Source organism: Clostridium sp. C105KSO13 (genome assembly GCF_001517425.1).
Taxonomy (GTDB): Bacteria; Bacillota; Clostridia; order Lachnospirales; family Lachnospiraceae; genus Muricomes.
In genome coordinates this window covers 123611-144137 of the sequence record NZ_FBWL01000168.1, presented here as the reverse complement: position 1 = coordinate 144137, position 20527 = coordinate 123611, and the positions used below count along the sequence as shown (strand labels likewise).

The following is a 20527-nucleotide window of genomic DNA, read 5'->3' as shown; positions in this document are numbered from 1 at the left end:
TTACTGTTCATATCACTGGAATCTCTTCCAATGATGGGTGCATCTTAAAAGATGCTGTTCTTAAAAATTTTCTCATTTAGAAATTTTCAAGGGTTTGTTGTCTATTGTTTAATTATCAAGGTTCTTTGGTGTTTCTGTCACTGTTCTTTTTGGTCAGCAGCAACTTTTATATAATACCATGTGTGCCGATCTTTGTCAAGAACTTTTTTATTTTTCTTTTTTGTTGCTTTGCCTTCCCTTTAACGGGTCAGCTACGTTATATTAGCATTTTCTGCTATAATTTGTCAAGACATTTTTTACATATTTTTATCTTTTCTTCACAAATCCTAACGCAGTATCTTGCAGCTTTCAAAAAATACATTTCTCATCCGCAAGATAAACGGAGAAGGAGGGATTTGAACCCTCGCGCCGCTATTAACGACCTACTCCCTTTCCAGGGGAGCCCCTTCGGCCAGCTTGGGTACTTCTCCAAAATGTCCGTTATTAAATATACACGAATATGACGCTCTTGTCCAGTCCTTTTTTATCTTTTCTTATTTTTCTTTTCTTTTTCCTTATTTTCTCAACTTTCAGACATCTATCTTTGTCGAAATGTGTGTATGTCATAAGATAAAAAGTCGATTCCTCTTTGCAGGAAATCGACTTCTATCATGAAAGTTTTTAACGGAGAGGGTGGGATTCGAACCCACGCGCCCTTGCGGACAAACGGTTTTCAAGACCGCCTCGTTATGACCACTTCGATACCTCTCCAGTTTTGTCTGCTCTCGCGACATTGGCTATTCTAACATATAATTGAAATATATGTCAATATGTTTTTGAATTTCTTTTGAGAAAAATTTCTGCCATTTCTAAATCGTCGGGAGTTGTTATTTTAATATTTTCGTAGGACCCGTAGACAAGCTTGATGGGAAGCCCAAGCGTCTGCTCCACCACCATCGCATCATCTGTCACATTGATATAGCTTTCCCGCATCAGCATGGAATATGCGCCTTTAATAATATCATTTTCAAACACCTGGGGCGTCTGTATCACCCACAGCTGCCTCCTGTCCGGTGTACTCTTCACAAAATCTTGGCCATCTGCAATCTTAATTGTATCTTTTACAGGCATACCAATCACACATGCCTTGTTTTCGCGAACTGCACTAAAAGCTCGTTTTATGATATCTTCATCTACAAATGGGCGTGCACCGTCATGGATAAATACATAGCCGCCGTTCTCCAGCTCTTGAAGCCCATTCCAGACAGAATGGTAGCGTTGTGCTCCTCCGGGCAGTATTTTGGTCACTTTAGTAAAGCGGTACTTATCTACAATTGTCTGCCGACAGTAGCTTTCTTCCCCGTCCCCGGTTATAAGATATATTTCATCTATGATTTCTGAATCTTGAAACTGTTTCAGAGAATAATAAATGACCGGCTTACCTCCCAGCAGCAAGTATTGCTTATGTACCTTTGTTCCCATTCTTCTTCCCTGACCTGCCGACAGTACAATTGCCGTACAATGTTTTTTATCCATACAGACATTCTCCTATCGTTCTCCAAGTTTGAGATTGGGAATCGCATTTAAATCCCATCCATGTCGGGTTCCTGCCATATATTCATAATAGGCCGCTGTTCCTATCATAGCTGCATTATCTGTGCAGTAAATCGGAGAAGGGCAGTAAAATTTAATGTTTTTCTCTTCACATGCCTTTTCCATTTCACTTCTAAGCGCACTGTTCGATGCAACCCCTCCTGCGATAGCAAATTTATTCATACTGTATTCTTCGGCAGCATTCATAGATTTTTCTACCAGAACATCTACCACAGCCTTTTGAAAGGCTGCCGCTATGTCAGCAGGATTATAACTTTCTTTTTTCATATGACACCCATTGATATAATTCAATACGGAAGATTTTACGCCGCTGAAGCTAAAATCATAAGGGGCCCCTTCAATATTTGCTTTAGGAAAGACAATGGCATCCGGATTGCCCTCTTTTGCAAGCCGGTCGATTTTTGGACCGCCCGGGTATCCCAGTCCAATGGCCCTGGCGACCTTATCATATGCCTCTCCTGCGGCATCATCCCTTGTTCGTCCCAGAATTTCATAATCGCCGTAATCTTTCACACAGACCAAATGGGTGTGCCCACCAGAGACCACCAGACACAAAAAAGGAGGCTCCAAATTAGGATGCTCAATGTAATTGGCAGAAATATGACCCTCGATATGATGCACGCCCACCAAAGGCAAGTTTTTTGCATAGGCAATTGCTTTTGCCTCTGCGACCCCAACCAGCAACGCGCCTACCAGACCGGGACCATAGGTTACACCAATAGCATTTATATCATCCAGAGTCATCTGTGCTTCTTGGAGAGCCTCTTCAATCACCTGATTTATCTTTTCAATATGCTTTCTTGATGCAATCTCCGGAACCACACCGCCATATAGCTTATGAAGATCGATCTGTGATGAAATAATATTTGAAAATATCTCCCGCCCGTTATGCACAACTGCAGCAGAAGTCTCATCACAGGAACTCTCAATTGCCAGTATGTTAATATTTTCAATCTCCCGCATATCCATTTCTCCATTTCTACTCAAACACCAGTTCCGCCGACATTTTGTCTTTTCCCGCTTTTGCTTCCGGAAAAATTTTGTGTACTTCATCCATATATTCTTCCGGCCTTGTAAGAGAAGGACTGTAGTGTGTCAGCCACATTTCCTTTACACGGGCTTCTTTGGCCAACTGTGCAGCCTCGTAAAAGGTCATGTGCTTATACTCCACTGCTTTGGCAGCTTTATCTTTTTCTCCATACATACCTTCACATATAAATAAATCAGATTCTATTGCATTTTCACGTATAGAGTCCGTAGGTCTTGTATCCGTGGTATAAGTGAGCTTAATACCCTTTCTGGGCGGTCCCAGAACCATAGCAGGTGTCAGAACCCGTCCTAAAGCCTCTACAGATTCACCTTTTTGTAGAGGATTCCAGTATTTCTGTGGGATTTCCTGTTCCATAGCTCTTTCTACGTCAAATTTTCCTGTACGGTCAATCTCCAAAGTATACCCATAACACAGCACATTGTGGTTTACCCGGAATGCTTTCAGCCGATATCCATTCATCTCGAATGTCTGCTGTGCCCCTTCTATTTCCATAAAACGAATAGAAAAAGGGAGCTCCGGTGCTATCACTCTCAGTGAATTTACCACTCGCTCCAGACCTTTGGGACCAATCAAAGTGAGGGGTTCCCTGCGGTCTGCATTCCCCATAGTGAGGAGCAGACCCGGAAGCCCGCTGATATGATCCCCGTGATAATGGGTAAAGCAGATAACATCGATAGGTTTAAAACTCCACCCTTTTTCCTTAATTGCTATTTGTGTTCCTTCTCCACAGTCTATCAGTAGACTGCTGCCGCCGGTTCTTACCATCAGTGCCGTCAGCCATCGATAGGGAAGCGGCATCATTCCGCCACTTCCAAGCAAACATACATCTAACATATTACTCCTCTATCTCCACCGGTATTTTAAATGAGACGAGCATTTTATTATAACAGGATTCACACAAATCAAAAGAATGCTTTTCTCCATCCTTTTCAGAAAAGTATCCCCATGTGTAATCTACACTAAAAACACCTTCCTCTGCATGCCCGTTCACAACCGGTATTTCTTTTCCGCATTTATTGCAGATAATTTTTTTTACTTCTTTTGCTTCTTTTAATTGATACTGGCGCATACAAATTCCTCCTGTGTTGTTCTAACTTCTCCTTTGTTACGCCTTTATTATAACGAATTTAGACATGTTTTCCTACTGGGAAGTACTTCCTCAATTACAGGCTGTCTTCCAGCAGGTCAATAAAACATTCTATTTTACCGGTTCTCTGCTCATCAAGACAGCATCTTCCTTCGGGTTGTCATAAATGTTATGCCGGACTCCATCCTCCCGGAACCCCTCCTTCCGGTAAAAGGTTCGTGCCGGTTCATTGCTTTCCCGCACATCAAGAAGTATTTTTTGAATATTTCTATCTTTGCATATTTCTTCCAGCTTCCGCATAAGGCTTTTGCCGACTCCCTGCTTCCGCGATTCCATTTCCACTGCAATGCGGGCAATCTCTGCCTCTCCCGCCATATCGTAAGCAAGTGCATACCCTGCAAGCCTTCCCGATTTTTCCGCTCCTATACAGATAGAGCCAGGCTGATTTATTGTGTCCAGTACACCTCTCTCACTCCAGAAATCGGGAAATATCTGAAATTCCAACCCTGAAATAGCAGCGGCATCCTCGGGCCCCAATGGCCTGACAAGCAATTCTGCTTCTTTCTCTCGCTGTTCACGTTCGCGCTCGGCTTGTGATATTCTAAGATAATCCGGCTTATGTTCCATGGCTGTTTCTATTTTCCCCGCTTTATAGTACTGAATCCCCAGGGCCCCAACCGCTGCAGCTCTCTGGCGGCTCATATGGGGCGGTGCGAAAGAGTAAGGTACCTGAATCCTTTCTTCAATAATATCCTTAAATACCGGAACGCCATCTCCAAGAAATATTACTGGTCTTCTGTATACATTCAGGCGTCGGATTAATTCCTCAATTGATACTGCCATCTGCATTCGTATAACCTGAAACACAGATTCGGCCTCATAGGAGTACTCTTTTTTTCCGGCCCGCCTCGAAAAGGTGTACAGCCCTGTATATACCTGGTTCCTTCTGGCATCCATAATAGGGCATACAATATCCTCACATCCGTAAACCTGATATGCCAGAGCATCCACAGTCGGAATATGAATCAGCGGCTTTTTCAAAGCCAGTCCCAACCCCTTTGCTGTAGCTGAACCTATCCGCAGTCCAGTAAATGAACCCGGTCCTCCCGCTACTGCAATAGCATCTATCGTTGTAAGATCCAGTTCAATCATCTTCACCACTTCATCTATCATGGGAAGCAAAGTCTGTGAATGAGTCTTTTTATAGTCGATGGTGTATTCTGCTAAAGTCCGATCCTCCTCTACGACCGCCACGGTCGCTGTAAGTCCGGAACTGTCAATTGCCAATACCCGCATATTATAATACTTCCTCTCTATATCTCTTCGATTGTAATTCTTCGGTATTCAAATCCCTGTTCCAAATCTTTTTCAATCGTAATCTCCGTGCGTTTATCCGGAAGGATTTCTTCAATGAGATCTGCCCATTCGATAAGACTGACTCCCTCACCCAGTATATAATCCTCATATCCCACTTCGTCCATCTCTTCCACATCCCCAATTCGATAGACATCAAAATGATAGAACGGCAGACGCCCTTCGTCGTATATCTGCACAATCGTAAATGTAGGACTGCTGACAGGTTCTTCTATTCCAAGTCCAGCAGCAAACCCTTTGGTGAACAAGGTCTTTCCGACTCCAAGGTCACCATTAAGTGTATAGACCTGCCCGGACTTTGCCTTTTCCCCAAGGGCCTTTCCAATCTGAAAAGTCTGCTCGGGACTTCTCGTTTCTAATACCATATAAATCCTTTCTTCTGCACTAATAATATAATAATAATATTACGTGCCAATCACTATCGGTCAGTGGTGGAACAGGCGGAGACCGGTGAAGGCCATGGCTATCTGATATTTGTTGCAGACTGCGATGACGTTGTCATCCCTCACTGAACCGCCCGGCTGTGCCACGTATTTTACACCGCTTTTGTGTGCACGCTCAATGTTGTCTCCGAAAGGAAAAAATGCATCAGAACCTAGAGAAATATCGGTCATTTCATCTAACCATGCACGTTTTTCTTCCTTTAAAAATACCTCAGGCTTTTTCTCGAATATATTTTCCCACGCGCCATCTGAAAGGACATCCATATATTCCTTTCCAATATATAAGTCAATCGCATTGTCCCTATCCGCTCTGCCAAGGCCTTGTTTAAATGTAAGTCCAAGCACCTTTGGATTCTGGCGCAGCCACCAGTTATCCGCCTTCTGGCCCGCAAGTCTTGTACAGTGAATACGGGACTGCTGCCCTGCTCCGATACCGATAGCCTGTCCACCTTTGACATAGCACACGGAATTGGATTGGGTATACTTCAATGTCACCATGGCAATGGTAAGGTCTATTCTGGCTGCTTTGGGAATGTCTTTATTTTCCGTAACTACGTCGGAAAAGAAATTATCATTAATCTCAAACTCATTGCGTCCCTGTTCAAATGTAATGCCAAAAACTTCTTTGTGTTCCAGATGCTCAGGCACATAATTCTTATCCATCTGGATCACATTATACCTGCCCTTCTTTTTCTGCTTCAACAGCTCAAGAGCTTCCGGTTCATATCCGGGGGCAATAACACCGTCAGAGACTTCTCTTTTAATAAGTCTTGCAGTATCCAGGTCACAGACATCGGACAGACAAATGAAATCTCCGAAAGAAGACATTCTGTCTGCACCTCTTGCTCTGGCATAAGCACAGGCAAGGGGAGAAAGTTCTCCCAAATCATCCACCCAGTAGATTCTGGCAAGTGTCTCACTTAATGGGAGTCCCACAGCAGCCCCTGCCGGAGATACATGTTTAAACGAGGCCGCCGCCGGGAGGCCTGTGGCTTTTTTAAGTTCTGTCACCAGCTGCCAGCCATTGAAAGCATCCAGAAAGTTGATATATCCCGGCCGCCCGCATAATACCTGAACAGGCAGCTCACTCCCATCCTGGATGTAGATTCTAGATGGTTTCTGATTCGGGTTACAGCCATATTTCAATTCCAATTCTTTCATCTTTATATTCCGCCTTTCTGCGAAAGGCACCTATGGGGTTATGAAACCCGTGGTCTACTTTTCGCTTTCTAATTTATTTTCTTTCTGATATAGTTTCCTTATAAGACTGACCGTAAAGATGCCAAATGGATCTGCGATCTCTTTATGTGCGATATGATCAAACCTTCCTTTATTCCACCTATAACAACATCTAGGACAACCTTTATTGATATCCTGAGAGATTTAGTGCGGTACCGGTTCAAACTCACCTGTATGATCGTTGGTGAAAAGAATCGTGCTCAAAACTGTCTTACCGTATCTAATTTCAAGCTTGATGATGTGTTCAGTGATGTTTTTGGAAAGTCAGCACGCTCTATTACAGAACAGATACTTGCTCATCCCGGGGAAATATTTGATGTTGCACCTTTTGTACACGGCGGATGCAAGACTCCCATTGAAGAAATTCAAGCGGCTGTCGATGGCGCATTATGCCCTGAACAGGCTGTAAAACTCAAACAGTGTCTCAATCACATAGATGAGTTGAGATTACACATAGATAAAGTAGAACGGGAAATCCTTTGTCTCAGTGACAAGTACCAAGCTCCACTTGATCTAATACGTACAGTCCCTGGATTTAATAAGAATCCAATGACTGCTATCCAGGTCCTTTCTGAAATCGGTGGTGATATGTCTGTTTTCCCCACAGCGAAACACCTTGTTTCATGGGCCGGATGTTGTCCTCGTAATGATCAAAGCGTCAGTAAAATCAAAGCAACTCGAATCTCCCGTGCTGGTTCCTATTTTAAACCAGTTCTGGTGCAAGTTGCAAATGCTTTATTAAAATCGAAGAAACATCCTGAATTAATTACTCGCTACAGACGTATAAAAGCACGTCGTGGTCACAAGAAAGCTATTATTGCTGTCTGCCGTATGCTCCTGACCGCTATCTGGCACATACTCTCAGATTTAAAACCGTACACACCAGAAGGCTTTCTTGAATCAAGACCTGTGAATAAGCCAAAAATTTTGACTACTTCACAGGCACTTAGCCTGCTAAAACATCGTGTATATATCATCAAAGATGATATCGCTCCTGCCATGAATTAAGTGTTGTGCCTATATTCTCTTTTTGAAGCCAGCGAAAGATGGCTTGTTTGCTATACACTACTTTTTCTTTAACTGCTGCCTTTTTGTTTCAAACTTCCTCTACTCCTTACCTGTACTTATTCACAATCCGTGTCTCATATGTACCTGATGCAATATCTATATAACGTACAAACAGCGAAACCTTGTTGTCCTCATTCAAGCTGTTCCACAAAGTCCCAGTAAAGTAGTCTATGTCACCGCTCACAGAAATCCACTTTGGTTCTCCTTCAAAGCTTGGCAGCGGATTGTCATCATACATATAGGTATGAAGAAAGTGTCCTTCGCCTGCATTAGGGTTCTCATAAGCAAAGGTGTAGCGGCTGCAGCTTTTCGGGCTGCCATTGTTGCTTTTCAAAATGGACATGGCATAGTTAAAGCTTCCATCTTCTATATGCATGATTCCTGAAATACGAGGTGTATAATTAGGGCCATCCGGTTCAAACCCTCTTAGGCGCAGGCTTTGTTCAAAGGTCATCTGCTTGTCCATATTTTCATATATGGTATCTGTATGATCTCCATTTGTCACAATTGTCTTATTACCCAGCACGCGCACAGGGGCATAAATAATGAGGCTCGGATCCGCCATTCTGCTGGGGTCAAAGGCCTGAGTCCTGATACCTTCCCCATCCTCCACAAATATTCGGTTGCGGCTGTTCTCGCTTCGGCCCATAATAAAATAAGCCGTTATGGCTGTATTGCCATCTTCACTTCTGCCGATAATAATGCCTCTTCCCGGATAACTGTTGTTCTTCAATTCCTGCTCAATGGATAACATTTTCATAAGATAGCTCTCCTTCAATTCCATGATAGTTTATTGAATACAGACTTATTATACCTGTGAAGTTTTGTAAGTTCAATAACTAAGGTGAGATTTCTCTCATGATTACCTTGGTAATACGATTTCCCTTTACCTCCTCAATCGTAAACTCCAAATCATCCTCCACTACAGTTTCCCGGCAGTCTTTCCCCGGAATATACCCCAGTTTTTCAATCAGATAACCTGACAGAGTATCATAGTTTTCGGTCACAAGCTTTAAGTCCATTTCCTCATTGAGATCATCAATCAGGATTCCTCCGTCCAGCAGGTATTCCCCATCGCCCAGCGCAACGATTTCCTGAACTATATCTTCATATTCCTCACTGATTTCTCCCATAATCTCTTCCACAAGATCTTCTATAGTAACGATTCCGGAAAAGCCGCCGTATTCATCCACGAGAACAGCCATGTGCCTTCTTTGCTTTTGAAGTTCCCGAAACAAATCATCCGCATCTCTGCTGTCAGGAACAAAGAAAGGTTTCCTCAGCAGCTTTCTGATGTTCAGAGCTTCCAGACCATGTTTTCTCACTGCAATCATAACATCCTTTATGTGCAATATGCCGATAATGTTATCTATATTTCCTTCATAGACGGGAATCCTGGAGTGTCTGGATTCCAAAATCTCATCCATCAGAGTATCAAAAGGTTTCTCCACGTCCAGTACGTACACATCGCGTCTGGGCACCATAATTTCTCTGGCGCTTCTGTCATCAAATGAAAAGACAGAATTTATCATCTCCCGCTCATCATCATCAAATGTGCCGTTCTCATTTCCCATCTTCATAAGAGCTCTGATTTCTTCTTCCGTAACAGCTTCTTCCTGATCCTCGGTTTTCAATCCCATCAATTTAAGTACGCCTTTTGTAGATACTGACAAAAGTTTAATAAACGGAGAAAGCACCTTCGATATATAATGAATCGGCATTACTGTCACCATACAAAAAGTTTCTGCTTTCTGCAATGCAACTCTTTTGGGCACAAGTTCACCAAATACAAGATTAAAGAACATCAAAACTAATGTCACCCCGTTGCTGGCAATGGCGTCACTGTAAGGCATCTGTATGCTCTCCAACCACTCCCCAAGAACCGGCGCAATTCCCGCCGCAGCAGATGCACTGGAATAAAATCCTGCAAATGTTATAGCTACCTGAATCGTTGAAAGAAACTTCGTTGAATCCTCAAAGAGGCTTTGAATGACGATTGCCTTTTTGCTGCCTTCATCGGCCAAAGTGCGGATTCTGGTTTTATTTACAGAAACCACAGCCATCTCGGCTCCGGCAAAAAAAGCATTCATGAGTGTAAAGAATAATAACAATACCAATCGAAATAAAATAGAGTTCCCGTCAGGGTCCGCGTCCATAAAAAAATAAAACCTCCTAAAAAAAATTATAAATTACGCCTATGGCATTCTTGCCCGACGAAGTATTTCTCGTTGACAAATGTTTTAGGTGAAGTATAGCATGAAGAGAGGCATATGGCAAGTATAAAATCTTGTCATATGCCCTCATGCACTTACTTCTCCACGACAGTTAACTCAGGGAGTCTGTCAGCAAGCTCCTGGTACCAGGATTCAGTCTGTCCCTTTTCGTCGCTATTTATGAGTACCGTGTATTCCGGCAAATGAATCTGTAACACGGGAAAATGCTTTTTATAGACATACATTCTATAATCTCCTGTCTCTTTTTCCCGAAACTTTCCGACAAGCTGCCTGTCATCTGCAAGACCATTCGTTCTTGTAAAATTCCCTTCAGGCATTTTATCCAACAGTTTAAAGTCCTTTACATCCTTAAGATCAAAAGCAATTGGGGACATTGGGGATGATATTTGGACAGTATGTCCGCTTAACTCCATGTACCTGGGCGTAAAGTCGGCCCTGAGAAATACAACAAAAAGTATTAGCAGAAGAACCGCGGTTCCTCCAAGAAGCCCAAATGTAAATATCTTTCCTGCCGGTCTCGCCATGTTAGTTGCGTAATTTGAAGAACAAAATCTATCCGGCACCCAAAGTCTTTTATCGTTCGGATTATTGTACCATCCATTTTTCCAGTACACATCATCGTCCCCGTATACCTGTTCTATATCTGCCTCCCAGCCCCTGTCCATTTTTAAAGCATACAGTTTTTTGTGGGTGCCATACAGGAGCCAGATAGCTCCTGTGCACAGCTCCACGATCCAAAGACTCCATGCTATTAGGAAGATAGAAAAATACCAGAAGTTTAAAAAACAGATTGCAGCAGAGATGAAGAAATTTGTAAGGTAAAACCTTTTTGTTCTTTTCCTGTACGTTTTCATTAAAGCGTCAACATCCGGATCATGTACGGCATAATCGGGGATATGTACGCCTAAAAGCATCCCTTCACCGTAAGGCTGCTTTCCTCCATATACCAGCACAAAAATACCTGTAGTAAATATATTTACAAAAAGAAAAATAATGAAAATTACCATTTCTCAGCCCTCCATCGTCACCCACTCTTCATTGCCATGCGGTATCTTTGTAGCTTTCCGATTTCTGAAGGCAAAACTGGCGCAATATAATTTTATCGAACTGCCATTTTATCTTATACTTGATAGGCTAATCTATACTTAATGTTGATTCCTCTGGAATAGAACCCGTCTAAATTACCAACTAGTCCTTCATATGGCGGTGGATTCCTAAATGGTTCATCTCTAATAATCTTAATTATTTTCTTCGCCTTTATAGAAAGGCTTGCTGCCTTTAAATTCTTGGTAGCCTTTGCTGTCTGTTTTGTACATACAATTCGATACACTTACAGGAAAGACAGATGTCCGGTAAATAGCCAGATTTTCTAAGGGAAGGCCCTCGAATGCAAGCATTCTAGGGCCTTCCCATGTGTATTTATTCGCAGATAACTGCTTATCTCTTTGAAAATTGTGGTGCTCTACGGGCTGATTTGAGACCATATTTCTTACGTTCTTTCATACGTGGGTCACGTGTGAGGTAGCCTGCTGATTTTAATACAGGTCTGTATTCTGCGTCCGCCTCAAGAAGAGCTCTTGAAATGCCGTGGCGGATTGCTCCTGCCTGGCCTGTGTAACCACCGCCGTGTACGTTAACCAGTACGTCAAACTTGTCAGCTGTACCGGTTGCAACGAGGGGCTGGCGGACAACAACTTTCAATGTCTCCAGTCCGAGATATTCATCGATGTCTCTTTTATTTATTGTAATCTTGCCCGTTCCGGGTACAAGATATACTCTTGCGATAGATTTTTTTCTTCTTCCTGTTCCGTAATAATTTGTATTAGCCACTGTAATATCCTCCTTTCAACCTTTCCTTAAAATGTTAATTCTTCTGGTTTCTGTGCCTGCTGTTTGTGCTCCGGCCCAGCATAAACGTGAAGTTTTTTAATCATTTCTCTGCCTAAAGGTCCTTTTGGAAGCATTCCTTTTACAGCCAGTTCAATCACCTGTTCAGGTTTCTTAGCCATCAGCTCTGCCAATGTAGTCTCTCTCATTCCACCTACATAATCAGAGTGATTGTAGTATACTTTCTGGTGGAGCTTCTTGCCTGTTACTTTTACTTTTTCTGCATTTACTACTACTACATAGTCACCTGTATCAACATGTGGTGTATACTCAGGCTTATTCTTGCCTCTTAATACTTTTGCAATCTCTGAGGACAGACGTCCTAATGTGCATCCCTCAGCGTCAACCACATACCATTTTTTTTCAACCTTGTCAGGGTTAGCCATATAAGTCTTCATGGGGTGTTCCTCCTAAAATAATTATCACAACTTGCTTTAATTTTCTATATGAAATCAGCACACTCCGGGGCTTTGGTGTATACTGTTTCTCCTTTTGTCATGCTGTATCATTATATTACGCGGGATTACCGTTGTCAACACCTTTTTTGCAATACTGCCTCGGCTTTTCGTACAATCACACACAACACTACAATAGCCAGCATAACAGGCAATGTCTGTCCGACAGGAGTATCAACTTTCATAAACACCCGGTATCCTAAAAATCCAATGCCCCAAAGAATCAGATTTACCCAGTCAACACTGGCCGTATCACTATTACGTTTCAAAATAAAGTAGTCTGCAATCTGAATGGTAATCATAGGTGCGAAAACCGACCCAATCAGATAAAGGAAATTTTCAAAGTTCTGAATCGGTGTTAAGATAGCCAGCAAAATTCCTACAACCGCCACAGCGATTCCCACCGGTATTTGTTTCATTTTCTGTGAAATAGTTGAAGCACTTACGCCCGCAGAATACGAATCCAAAAATGTAGTTGTCACTGTGGATACAATTAAAATCACAACTCCTGCAATGCCAATTCCTGCCTGCAGCATAATCTTAGAGATATCCGTTTCCCCTGTAAAAATCGCCGCACCTAAGCCAATGGCATACATCCAGGTGCTTCCTGCGAAATAGACAAGTGTACTGACTACTGTGGCCTGTCCCGGTTTTTTCGCTTCTCTTGTGTAATCTGAGATAAGCGGCAGCCAGGACAGCGGCATTGCCGCACTTAATTCAACAGCAGCTCCAAAGCTTAAACTCTCCCCCACAGGGGCCGCAGGGCTTCCTTTAAACACAACCATGCTCAAAACGATTGTCAGAATGAACAGGGCTCCCATAGCAATATAATTCAGTCCGTCAATATTTTTAATCCCTATGGCAATCCAAAGGATAATGAATGCTCCTATTGCCAGACACCAGATCCATGACTGATCGATTCCCCAGAGCCGCCCTGCAATCACAGCAGTTGCCTGGGCCCCATTAATAATCATAATGGCAGTCCAGCCGACCAGCTGCAATATATTCAGTACAGCAAACAGCAATGCGCCTTTAGATCCAAATGACAGTTTCACGGTTTCCATAGAGCTTTTTCTGGTATGTCCTCCAATCAGGCCGGCAAGACAAAACAGCGTGCAGCCAATGAGGTGTCCCAGTAAAATTGCTGCCATTCCTTTTTTCATTCCAAGTGGCGCAATATATGTTCCTGTCAGTATTTCAGCGATGGATACTGCGGCTCCGAACCAAACCAGGCCGTTCCCAATTGATGATGTCCTCTTTTCTTCCACTTTACATCTCCCCTTTTCGATTAGATACGAAACATATGGTTCAGCGGCCCGCTTCCGTGTCCCAGATTTAAATCTGCATGAAGCGCTCCCGATATGTACGCTTTTGCCGCTTTTACGCTATCAGAAAGTGTGTTGCCTTTAGCAAGTCCGCATGCAATGGCAGAAGACAATGTACAGCCTGTCCCATGCGTATTAGGATTGTCGATGCGTTGTCCGTTTATCCATTCAAGGTTTCCTGACTCATACAGCAGGTCATTTGCATCATTTAAGTCGTGACCTCCCTTAACCAATACTGCACCTTTTGTAAATTCTGCAATATTCACGGCAGCCCGCTCCATATCACCGACATTTTTAATATCCATTTTGCAGAGTACCTCTGCCTCCGGAATATTGGGAGTAATAACCTGTGCAAGAGGAATCAATGTTTTAATCAATGTCTCAGAAGCATCTTCTGCCAGAAGACGGCTCCCGCTTGTAGATACTATCACAGGATCCACCACAATGTGCTCAGCCTTATATTCTTTCAGTTTATCCGCAATGACCTCAATCAATGCCGATGAGGATACCATTCCAATCTTCACCGCATCCGGAAAAATGTCTTTAAAAATGCAGTCCAGCTGATTTCCCAAAAATTCAGGAGTCACCTCCATGATTCCATAAACCCCTGTTGTGTTTTGTGCTGTCAGTGCTGTTATAGCACTCATAGCGTACAATCCGTGGACCGTAATTGTTTTTATATCTGCCTGAATCCCTGCGCCGCCGCTTGAGTCACTGCCTGCAATTGTCAATACAGTTTTCATTTTATACTCCTTCCATCAATTCACCGAAATCATAAATATAATGATCCGCCAGCTCTATCATTGCATCCTTTTCATACTCTGAATAACTATCATATACTCCGACTGCCCGAAAGCCCCCCGCCTTTGCGCCTTCGATTCCTTTTAAAATATCCTCAAACACTACCGTATCTGCAGGCAGTATATTCATTCGGGATACTGCCTCCTCATAAATATCTGGATGGCCTTTTCCGCGAGTGACATCCCGAACTGTTACAATATGCTCAAAATAAGAGAAAATCCCATTGTTTAAAAGTGCCGGCCGTACTAGTTCAAAATCCGACGAAGTAGCTGCTGCAATCCGGATGTCCCTTGTCTTTAATATCTCAAGATATTCCCTGACATTGGACTTTAGCATGACAGTATTTGCATAGGCATCTTTTGCCATGTCATACCACTCCCGAATAATTTCTTTTGGATCTTCTCTTAAGCCAAACCGGGCAATTGTGTATTGAGCTGCAGCTTCAAACCCCAGGGGTGTGATGTTTCGCACATAATCATCGGGAAGTGTGATTCCTCTTTTTTCTAAAAACGCAACGTCAATCTCTCGCCAGACTCCCATCGAATCCAAAAGCGTACCATCCAGATCAAAGACTGCTGCCTTAAATTTTTCCATGATTTACTCCCTGAATTCTGTTGCCATATCATGTGCTGCCTGTTCTATGTTCTCCGCTGAGATTACAGCTGACACCACTGCCAGACCGTCAACGCCGATACCCTTAAAGCTGTGCAGTGTCTTCTGGTTAATACCACCTATCACAACTATAGGTACATTTACTGCACTGCGTAACTCCTTTAATTCCTCTATCGTAACATGGCGCGCATTTGCCTTCGTATCTGTGGGATACATTGCGCCCACTCCCAGATAGTCTGCCTGGTCTGCCGCCGCCTGCTTTGCCTCGGAAAGGTTTGCCACTGAAACACCTACGATTTTGTCTTCTCCTATGATATGGCGCACAACTTCTGCCGGCAGGTCCGTTTGTCCCACATGGACGCCGTCCGCATCAACCGCCAGTGCAATATCTACACGATCATTAATAATAAGCGGTATGTTATATTTTTTTGTAATCTTACGAATCTTCTTCGCTGTCTCATAGAACTCAAGTGAAGAACAGTCCTTTTCTCTAAGCTGGACAAGGGTGCAGCCGCCTTTTATTGCTTGCTCTACCGCATCTTCCAGAGTATCTGTGCTCATTAGTTCCCGATCCGTGCAAAGATACAATGTATAATCAATCTCTTGCTTCTTCAATTTTTGCCCTCTTTTCTATTGTTTCTTCATTTAAATTAGAAAGTGCATCGATAAGTGCCACACGGAAACTTCCGGTTCCCAGTGCTCCTGCTTTTTCAAATGCGATTTCTCCGGCAATACCCATGGACAGTATACCGGCCACAGCTGCCGTAAATGCATTTTCCTTTGTTCCGGCATATCCGCCTGTAATAGCACTTGTCATACACCCGGTGCCTGTCACCTTAGAAAGTAGTGGATGGCCGTTAGAAACCTTCACTACACGCTCTCCGTCGGTAATAACATCGACAGCTCCCGTAACTGCAACGATGCAGGAAAGTTTCTTTGCAGCTGCCAGCGCTACCAATCGGGCATCCTTATTATTATCCTTATCTGATGTGTCCACTCCTTTTGTAGAGACTGAAAGTCCTGCCACATAAGATACTTCCGAAAGATTTCCCCTCAGAATCGTAACCTTTACCTGATCCAGAACTTTCTCAACTGTTTTGTTGCGAAGGTCCGATGCCCCGGCACCGACCGGATCGAGAATAACCGGGAGTCCCAGTTCATTTGCTTTCTTTCCTGCAAGAATCATAGATTCCACTGTTCTCTGGTTTAAGGTGCCAATATTAAGAACCAGAGCAGATGAAATGGAGGTGATATCCGCTGCCTCAAGAGTGTCATCCGCCATGATTGGTGATGCCCCAATGGCTAAAAGAGCGTTTGCGCAGTCATTAACAGTCACATAATTGGTAATATTGTGAACAAGGGGAATCTCCTGCCTCATTCTGGCATTCAGCCTTGCTGCTTCTTGTTCTATGCCCATATCTTTTCTTCCTTTCTGCTATTCATGCAATAAACAAAGTTATCTGTTACGTAAAAAATGCTCGGGTGCAAAACCCAAGCATTCTTTTATACTTTGTCATTTTGCTCCCTACGACGGTTTTAACCGACAGGTTCAAAGGGTCAGGATTGACAGCTGTGTACGCTTCCTTCTCAACTTAATTAGTTCCCCTGCATTCATTTTATATATAGTATAGCACATTCTTCCATGTTTGCAAGTTTTCCATAAAATGATATATCAAATTTGTAAACAATTCAAAAAACGGCCCGCAAAAGGGTCAGTCCCCTTTTACAACTTTGCGGAAGCTTTTTTTACCTTTTTTCAACACAAGTCCGTTTCCAGAAAATGCATCACCGGTAATTACTTCGTGAATGTTTGTTACTTTTTCTCCATCGGCGGAAACTCCGCCCTGCTCTACCGCCCGCCTTGCCTCTGACTTGGAGGATACAAGACCACTCTTTAAGAGAAGTGTCAAGATGTCGATTGCGCCATCTGTCAGGTCTTTTTCGCTTAGTTCGGCTGTGGGCATATCGGCTGCATTGCCCTGACTGAACAGTGCCCGGGAGCTTTCCTGGGCTTTTTGAGCTTCTTCTTCGCTGTGAACCATTTTGGTCAGCTCGTATGCCAGGATTTCTTTTGCCTTATTTAGCTTGCTTCCTTCCCAGGAATCCATGGCATCAATTTCCTCCAGCGGCAGGAATGTAAGCATACGGATGCATTTTAACACGTCCGCGTCAGCAATGTTTCTCCAGTACTGGTAAAACTCAAATGGTGATGTTTTGTCTGGGTCGAGCCATACTGCACCGGACTGAGTCTTTCCCATCTTTTTACCCTCGGAGTTGAGGAGCAGTGTAATCGTCATGGCACTTGCATCTTTTCCTAATTTTCTACGGATAAGTTCCGTGCCCGCCAGCATGTTCCCCCACTGATCATCACCTCCGAACTGCAGATTGCAGCCGTATCTCTGGTATAATGCATAGAAATCATATGATTGCATAATCATGTAGTTGAATTCCAGGAAGGTCAGCCCTTTCTCCATTCTCTGCTTGTAACATTCTGCTGCGAGCATACGGTTCACACTGAAATGTGGGCCGACCTCACGGAGTAACTCAATATAATTCAAATCCATGAGCCAGTCGGCATTATTCACCATGAGTGCTTTCCCTTCGGAAAAGTCTATAAACTTGCTCATCTGTTCTTTGAATCTGTCACAGTTGTGCTGGATAGTCTCGGGTGTCATCATTTGCCGCATGTCTGAACGCCCCGAAGGATCGCCGATCATACCCGTGCCGCCTCCCAGCAGTGCTATTGGCTTGTTTCCCGCCATCTGCAGGCGCTTCATCAGGCAAAGTGCCATGAAGTGACCCACATGAAGGCTGTCAGCTGTGGGATCAAAGCCAATATAGAATGTAGCCTTTCCGTTGTTAATCAAACCCTTAATCAAATCTTCATCTGTTACCTGGGCAACCAGTCCTCTTGCCTTCAATTCTTCGTATACTGTCATTGTCTCTCCCTTTCTTTAATTTAAAATATGATACAAAATGAGCCCTTCATCCAAAAGGACGAGGGCTCATAGAACTCGTGGTACCACCTTTATTCACAGATAACTCGCATCATCTGTCTCAATGAGTGTATCTGACTTTCAAACTGCAGCTGCAGCTTTTCCCGCTTAATCACTCAGTACAATAACGTGTACCAATCCGTCACAGCCTACTTGCAATTCATCTGCATATCAAAATGAAACTGTGTTGGGTGCGAAGCTCTGAGATGTATTCATAACCGATTGTATCATGCGCCTCTCATCCACCGGCAACTTTCTGTTTTCTCCAATTTAGTTACTACTTGTTCTCTTCATTGCTTGTTTCGTATCTGTTGCAATCTTATCCTATCTTAAGATATTTGTCAAGGCTTAAAAAGCTCCATTTTCTTGAGACTGTTTATAATCAGTCCTCCTGCAATTCCAATTACCGCGCCTGTAACCACCCCTGAAATGACTAAGAATGGAAGATAGTATATGAGGACACCACTGTTTACTACCCACATAGCGACCAGAATCTGTCCTGCATTGTGGCTGATACCGCCCAGGATGCTTACTCCTGTCACAGAGAACTTATTCCATTTCTTTGCGATTGTCATAACCAGCCAGCTGAGCAGGCCGCCCCCGAAGCTGAATATCATAGTAGACAGGTTTCCGAATGTGAAACCCACCAAAAAGATCCTAATCATGGACATTACAAAGGCCTGCCTGGGCCCCATCAAAAATAGTGCAGTGACTACAACCAGATTTGCAAGCCCAATCTTAATTCCCGGAATAGGCACAGGAATCGGTATAATACTTTCTATATAACTTAAAATGAATGCCAGTGCAATCAGCATTCCGTACATTGCCACATTTCTGGTTTTCATGGATTCTCCTTGTTTAGTGCACCATCTAATTTGCCATTATATCAATATCGCTTTCTTCGCCGCCGTGAATCTCCACTGTCACTTTATGAGGCAGGCACACAATAGATTCATTATTGAAATGGATGGGCTTATGATTCACACAGATTTGATCCCGGCAGTTTGCCTCTGACATTCTTACTTTTCCATTTTTAATCTCCACCACGTTATAATCGTCCGGCTCTTCGCCGATCGTCAGGGTCGTATCCTCATCGAGAGACATGATCGTATACACTTCTCCATTCACAGTCACCACGACCTCTGCGCCATCTTTTCGGGTTAAAGTTATAAACAGAATTGCCGCAAGGGCAATAACAAGAACAGTTGCTGCCAGTATCAAATCATTCTTCTTTATCATAAATCACACCACTTTTCGAAACCACCGCTGTATTTCATTGTGCCATCCGGAAACACCCACAGTGCTTCCACATCCTTCATTCCTTCTATCATCTTGCTTCCTTCTTTGTATGATGTATTAAACACTGCGGTAGAAAGAGCATCTGCCATGCCTGAGTTTTTGCACACGATAGAGACCGATGTGAAATATGCGGCAGGCATTAATGTTTGCGGATCAATGATATGATGATACCGTTTTCCGTCCACAATATAATACCGCTCGTAAACGCCGCTGGTTACAAGGGAATAACCTGACAATCTCAAATCATAAAGCGACTTCTTATCACTGGATGTATCCGGATTTTGAATTCCAACAGTCCAGGGAACCTGCTTTCCCCTTTCATCGTACTTCTCTCCGAAAGTCCTTACATTGCCGCCCACGGATATCATTCCGTCTTTGAGCCCCTCTTTTTGTATAAATTGTGAAACCTTTTCCACAGCATAGCCTTTGGCTATCGCCCCCACATCCAAACTCATGTTAGGATCTTGTAAGTAAACAGTAGAAGCATTTTCATCAATAATCATATCCTTAATGTCAGTATGCTCATTTCGCCTTTTTAGTTCTTCATAATCCGGCAGAGCTGCCCTTTCCGGGTTATTTAAGCCTGCCTCCCGGTGATTATGCCACAGGGAAAGTACTGCTCCAAAAGCAACATTTACTTTTCCATCTGTCTTCTCAAACATTTCTCTCGAAAAAGAAAGAAGATCTGTAATTTTCTTATCGACCTTCACAGGCCTTATTCCGGCATTATCGTTGATTGTTTTAATATTATTAATGCCGTCATAATCATTATAAATATCAAAAAGCTCATTGTACTCTTTCAATTCATCATAAACCTTCTGACTATATTTTGTAAAGTCATCTTCATTTTTTGCATATCCGACCACTACACTGGCCGTGTCAAAAAGCTCCAGGAAACTGGCCTCATACCTTTTTTCGCCGGATGCTTTGCAAGCTGACAGCAGCGATACTGTCAAAATACCAACTATAAATGCTGCTATTCGTTTTCTTATCTTCATGTGCCTTCCCCTAAAATCAGCTTAAAACCGTATTAAACGAAATGGGATGCATGAATAATGCATCC

At 43.1% G+C, this 20527-nt stretch carries 21 protein-coding genes, 2 tRNA genes, 1 pseudogene, 1 riboswitch and 1 other annotated feature; of the genes and pseudogenes, 1 reads left to right on the top strand and 23 read right to left on the bottom strand.

The features are described 5' to 3' along the window. Nucleotides 1-380 precede the first annotated feature (380 nt). The 9 genes from BN3456_RS11080 to BN3456_RS11040 all read right to left on the bottom strand — a co-directional run bounded on the left by BN3456_RS11080 (nucleotide 381) and on the right by BN3456_RS11040 (nucleotide 6709). A tRNA-Ser gene (locus BN3456_RS11080) sits at nucleotides 381-470 on the bottom strand. 194 nt (nucleotides 471-664) lie between these two features. Further along, nucleotides 665-750 (bottom strand) — tRNA-Ser (locus BN3456_RS11075). Nucleotides 751-804: 54 nt separating this feature from the next. After that, nucleotides 805-1515, bottom strand: a complete 711-nt coding sequence (gene ispD / locus BN3456_RS11070) for a 2-C-methyl-D-erythritol 4-phosphate cytidylyltransferase (RefSeq protein WP_089984195.1) — start codon at nucleotides 1513-1515, stop codon at nucleotides 805-807. Nucleotides 1516-1527: 12 nt separating this feature from the next. Then, on the bottom strand, nucleotides 1528-2556 hold the full coding sequence (gene tsaD / locus BN3456_RS11065) for a tRNA (adenosine(37)-N6)-threonylcarbamoyltransferase complex transferase subunit TsaD (protein WP_089984194.1): 1029 nt from the start codon (nucleotides 2554-2556) through the stop codon (nucleotides 1528-1530). 16 nt (nucleotides 2557-2572) lie between these two features. Beyond that, on the bottom strand, nucleotides 2573-3478 hold the full coding sequence (locus BN3456_RS11060; protein ID WP_089984193.1) for a ribonuclease Z: 906 nt from the start codon (nucleotides 3476-3478) through the stop codon (nucleotides 2573-2575). Nucleotide 3479: 1 nt separating this feature from the next. Next, nucleotides 3480-3713, bottom strand: coding sequence for a hypothetical protein (locus BN3456_RS11055; RefSeq protein WP_089984192.1), 234 nt, complete (start codon nucleotides 3711-3713; stop codon nucleotides 3480-3482). Between the two features lie 129 nt (nucleotides 3714-3842). Next, entirely contained in the window at nucleotides 3843-5027 is a 1185-nt protein-coding gene (gene tsaB / locus BN3456_RS11050) for a tRNA (adenosine(37)-N6)-threonylcarbamoyltransferase complex dimerization subunit type 1 TsaB (protein WP_089984191.1), read from the bottom strand. 17 nt (nucleotides 5028-5044) lie between these two features. After that, entirely contained in the window at nucleotides 5045-5470 is a 426-nt protein-coding gene (gene tsaE, locus BN3456_RS11045; RefSeq protein WP_089984190.1) for a tRNA (adenosine(37)-N6)-threonylcarbamoyltransferase complex ATPase subunit type 1 TsaE, read from the bottom strand. 60 nt (nucleotides 5471-5530) lie between these two features. Continuing rightward, entirely contained in the window at nucleotides 5531-6709 is a 1179-nt protein-coding gene (locus BN3456_RS11040) for a phosphoribosylaminoimidazolecarboxamide formyltransferase (protein ID WP_089984189.1), read from the bottom strand. Between the two features lie 114 nt (nucleotides 6710-6823). On the opposite strand from BN3456_RS11040, the pseudogene BN3456_RS11035 reads away from it, so the two are divergent. Next, a pseudogene (locus BN3456_RS11035) lies at nucleotides 6824-7795 on the top strand (transposase); the annotation flags it as partial. A gap of 106 nt (nucleotides 7796-7901) precedes the next feature. On the opposite strand, the gene BN3456_RS11030 reads toward BN3456_RS11035, so the two are convergent. The 14 genes from BN3456_RS11030 to BN3456_RS10960 all read right to left on the bottom strand — a co-directional run bounded on the left by BN3456_RS11030 (nucleotide 7902) and on the right by BN3456_RS10960 (nucleotide 20462). Further along, a complete protein-coding gene (locus BN3456_RS11030) occupies nucleotides 7902-8615 on the bottom strand; it encodes an IMP cyclohydrolase (protein ID WP_089984188.1) in 714 nt (237 codons plus the stop codon). A 79-nt stretch (nucleotides 8616-8694) separates the two neighbouring features. Then, entirely contained in the window at nucleotides 8695-10011 is a 1317-nt protein-coding gene (locus BN3456_RS11025; RefSeq protein ID WP_089984187.1) for a hemolysin family protein, read from the bottom strand. Between the two features lie 152 nt (nucleotides 10012-10163). Beyond that, nucleotides 10164-11096, bottom strand: coding sequence for a hypothetical protein (locus tag BN3456_RS11020; protein WP_089984186.1), 933 nt, complete (start codon nucleotides 11094-11096; stop codon nucleotides 10164-10166). 430 nt (nucleotides 11097-11526) lie between these two features. Beyond that, on the bottom strand, nucleotides 11527-11919 hold the full coding sequence (rpsI, locus tag BN3456_RS11010; RefSeq protein WP_089984184.1) for a 30S ribosomal protein S9: 393 nt from the start codon (nucleotides 11917-11919) through the stop codon (nucleotides 11527-11529). A 26-nt stretch (nucleotides 11920-11945) separates the two neighbouring features. Further along, complete coding sequence (gene rplM / locus BN3456_RS11005; RefSeq protein WP_089984183.1) at nucleotides 11946-12374, bottom strand: 50S ribosomal protein L13; 429 nt, start codon at nucleotides 12372-12374, stop codon at nucleotides 11946-11948. A 134-nt stretch (nucleotides 12375-12508) separates the two neighbouring features. Next, nucleotides 12509-13699, bottom strand: coding sequence for a putative hydroxymethylpyrimidine transporter CytX (gene cytX, locus BN3456_RS11000; RefSeq protein ID WP_089984182.1), 1191 nt, complete (start codon nucleotides 13697-13699; stop codon nucleotides 12509-12511). A 20-nt stretch (nucleotides 13700-13719) separates the two neighbouring features. Further along, nucleotides 13720-14499 (bottom strand): bifunctional hydroxymethylpyrimidine kinase/phosphomethylpyrimidine kinase, encoded by a 780-nt coding sequence (gene thiD / locus BN3456_RS10995; RefSeq protein ID WP_089984181.1) that lies wholly within the window; start codon nucleotides 14497-14499, stop codon nucleotides 13720-13722. Nucleotide 14500: 1 nt separating this feature from the next. Continuing rightward, nucleotides 14501-15151, bottom strand: a complete 651-nt coding sequence (locus tag BN3456_RS10990; protein WP_089984180.1) for an HAD family hydrolase — start codon at nucleotides 15149-15151, stop codon at nucleotides 14501-14503. A gap of 3 nt (nucleotides 15152-15154) precedes the next feature. Beyond that, complete coding sequence (gene thiE, locus BN3456_RS10985) at nucleotides 15155-15784, bottom strand: thiamine phosphate synthase (RefSeq protein WP_278280295.1); 630 nt, start codon at nucleotides 15782-15784, stop codon at nucleotides 15155-15157. After that, nucleotides 15765-16586, bottom strand: coding sequence for a hydroxyethylthiazole kinase (thiM, locus tag BN3456_RS10980; RefSeq protein ID WP_089984179.1), 822 nt, complete (start codon nucleotides 16584-16586; stop codon nucleotides 15765-15767). Before thiM ends, thiE begins: the two co-directional genes overlap by 20 nt. Nucleotides 16587-16674: 88 nt before the next feature. Beyond that, a riboswitch (TPP riboswitch) is annotated at nucleotides 16675-16786 on the bottom strand. Between the two features lie 95 nt (nucleotides 16787-16881). Further along, nucleotides 16882-18108, bottom strand: coding sequence for a tyrosine--tRNA ligase (tyrS, locus tag BN3456_RS10975; RefSeq protein ID WP_089984178.1), 1227 nt, complete (start codon nucleotides 18106-18108; stop codon nucleotides 16882-16884). Between the two features lie 51 nt (nucleotides 18109-18159). Further along, nucleotides 18160-18468, bottom strand: a binding site (T-box leader). 38 nt (nucleotides 18469-18506) lie between these two features. After that, nucleotides 18507-19010 carry a Gx transporter family protein gene (locus BN3456_RS10970; RefSeq protein WP_089984177.1) on the bottom strand — a complete coding sequence of 168 codons (504 nt, stop codon included), beginning with the start codon at nucleotides 19008-19010 and terminating at the stop codon, nucleotides 18507-18509. Nucleotides 19011-19035: 25 nt separating this feature from the next. Continuing rightward, nucleotides 19036-19404, bottom strand: a complete 369-nt coding sequence (locus tag BN3456_RS10965) for a NusG domain II-containing protein (RefSeq protein WP_242862862.1) — start codon at nucleotides 19402-19404, stop codon at nucleotides 19036-19038. Further along, nucleotides 19401-20462, bottom strand: a complete 1062-nt coding sequence (locus BN3456_RS10960) for an FAD:protein FMN transferase (protein WP_089984176.1) — start codon at nucleotides 20460-20462, stop codon at nucleotides 19401-19403. Before BN3456_RS10960 ends, BN3456_RS10965 begins: the two co-directional genes overlap by 4 nt. Nucleotides 20463-20527: the final 65 nt, after the last annotated feature.

Bases quoted from the DNA above. Each gene is read 5' to 3' on its own strand.
- tsaE (WP_089984190.1), bottom strand. From the start codon at position 5,470: ATGGTATTAGAAACGAGAAGTCCCGAGCAGACTTTTCAGATTGGAAAG.
- ispD (WP_089984195.1), bottom strand. From the start codon at position 1,515: ATGGATAAAAAACATTGTACGGCAATTGTACTGTCGGCAGGTCAGGGA.
- thiD (WP_089984181.1), bottom strand. From the start codon at position 14,499: ATGAAAACTGTATTGACAATTGCAGGCAGTGACTCAAGCGGCGGCGCA.
- BN3456_RS10990 (WP_089984180.1), bottom strand. From the start codon at position 15,151: ATGGAAAAATTTAAGGCAGCAGTCTTTGATCTGGATGGTACGCTTTTG.
- BN3456_RS10965 (WP_242862862.1), bottom strand. From the start codon at position 19,404: ATGATAAAGAAGAATGATTTGATACTGGCAGCAACTGTTCTTGTTATT.
- BN3456_RS11030 (WP_089984188.1), bottom strand. From the start codon at position 8,615: ATGAAAATGTTATCCATTGAGCAGGAATTGAAGAACAACAGTTATCCG.
- rplM (WP_089984183.1), bottom strand. From the start codon at position 12,374: ATGAAGACTTATATGGCTAACCCTGACAAGGTTGAAAAAAAATGGTAT.
- BN3456_RS11040 (WP_089984189.1), bottom strand. From the start codon at position 6,709: ATGAAAGAATTGGAATTGAAATATGGCTGTAACCCGAATCAGAAACCA.
- thiM (WP_089984179.1), bottom strand. From the start codon at position 16,586: ATGGGCATAGAACAAGAAGCAGCAAGGCTGAATGCCAGAATGAGGCAG.
- tyrS (WP_089984178.1), bottom strand. From the start codon at position 18,108: ATGACAGTATACGAAGAATTGAAGGCAAGAGGACTGGTTGCCCAGGTA.
- tsaD (WP_089984194.1), bottom strand. From the start codon at position 2,556: ATGCGGGAGATTGAAAATATTAACATACTGGCAATTGAGAGTTCCTGT.
- BN3456_RS10960 (WP_089984176.1), bottom strand. From the start codon at position 20,462: ATGAAGATAAGAAAACGAATAGCAGCATTTATAGTTGGTATTTTGACA.
- tsaB (WP_089984191.1), bottom strand. From the start codon at position 5,027: ATGCGGGTATTGGCAATTGACAGTTCCGGACTTACAGCGACCGTGGCG.
- BN3456_RS11055 (WP_089984192.1), bottom strand. From the start codon at position 3,713: ATGCGCCAGTATCAATTAAAAGAAGCAAAAGAAGTAAAAAAAATTATC.
- BN3456_RS11020 (WP_089984186.1), bottom strand. From the start codon at position 11,096: ATGGTAATTTTCATTATTTTTCTTTTTGTAAATATATTTACTACAGGT.
- BN3456_RS11060 (WP_089984193.1), bottom strand. From the start codon at position 3,478: ATGTTAGATGTATGTTTGCTTGGAAGTGGCGGAATGATGCCGCTTCCC.
- BN3456_RS11025 (WP_089984187.1), bottom strand. From the start codon at position 10,011: ATGGACGCGGACCCTGACGGGAACTCTATTTTATTTCGATTGGTATTG.
- BN3456_RS10970 (WP_089984177.1), bottom strand. From the start codon at position 19,010: ATGAAAACCAGAAATGTGGCAATGTACGGAATGCTGATTGCACTGGCA.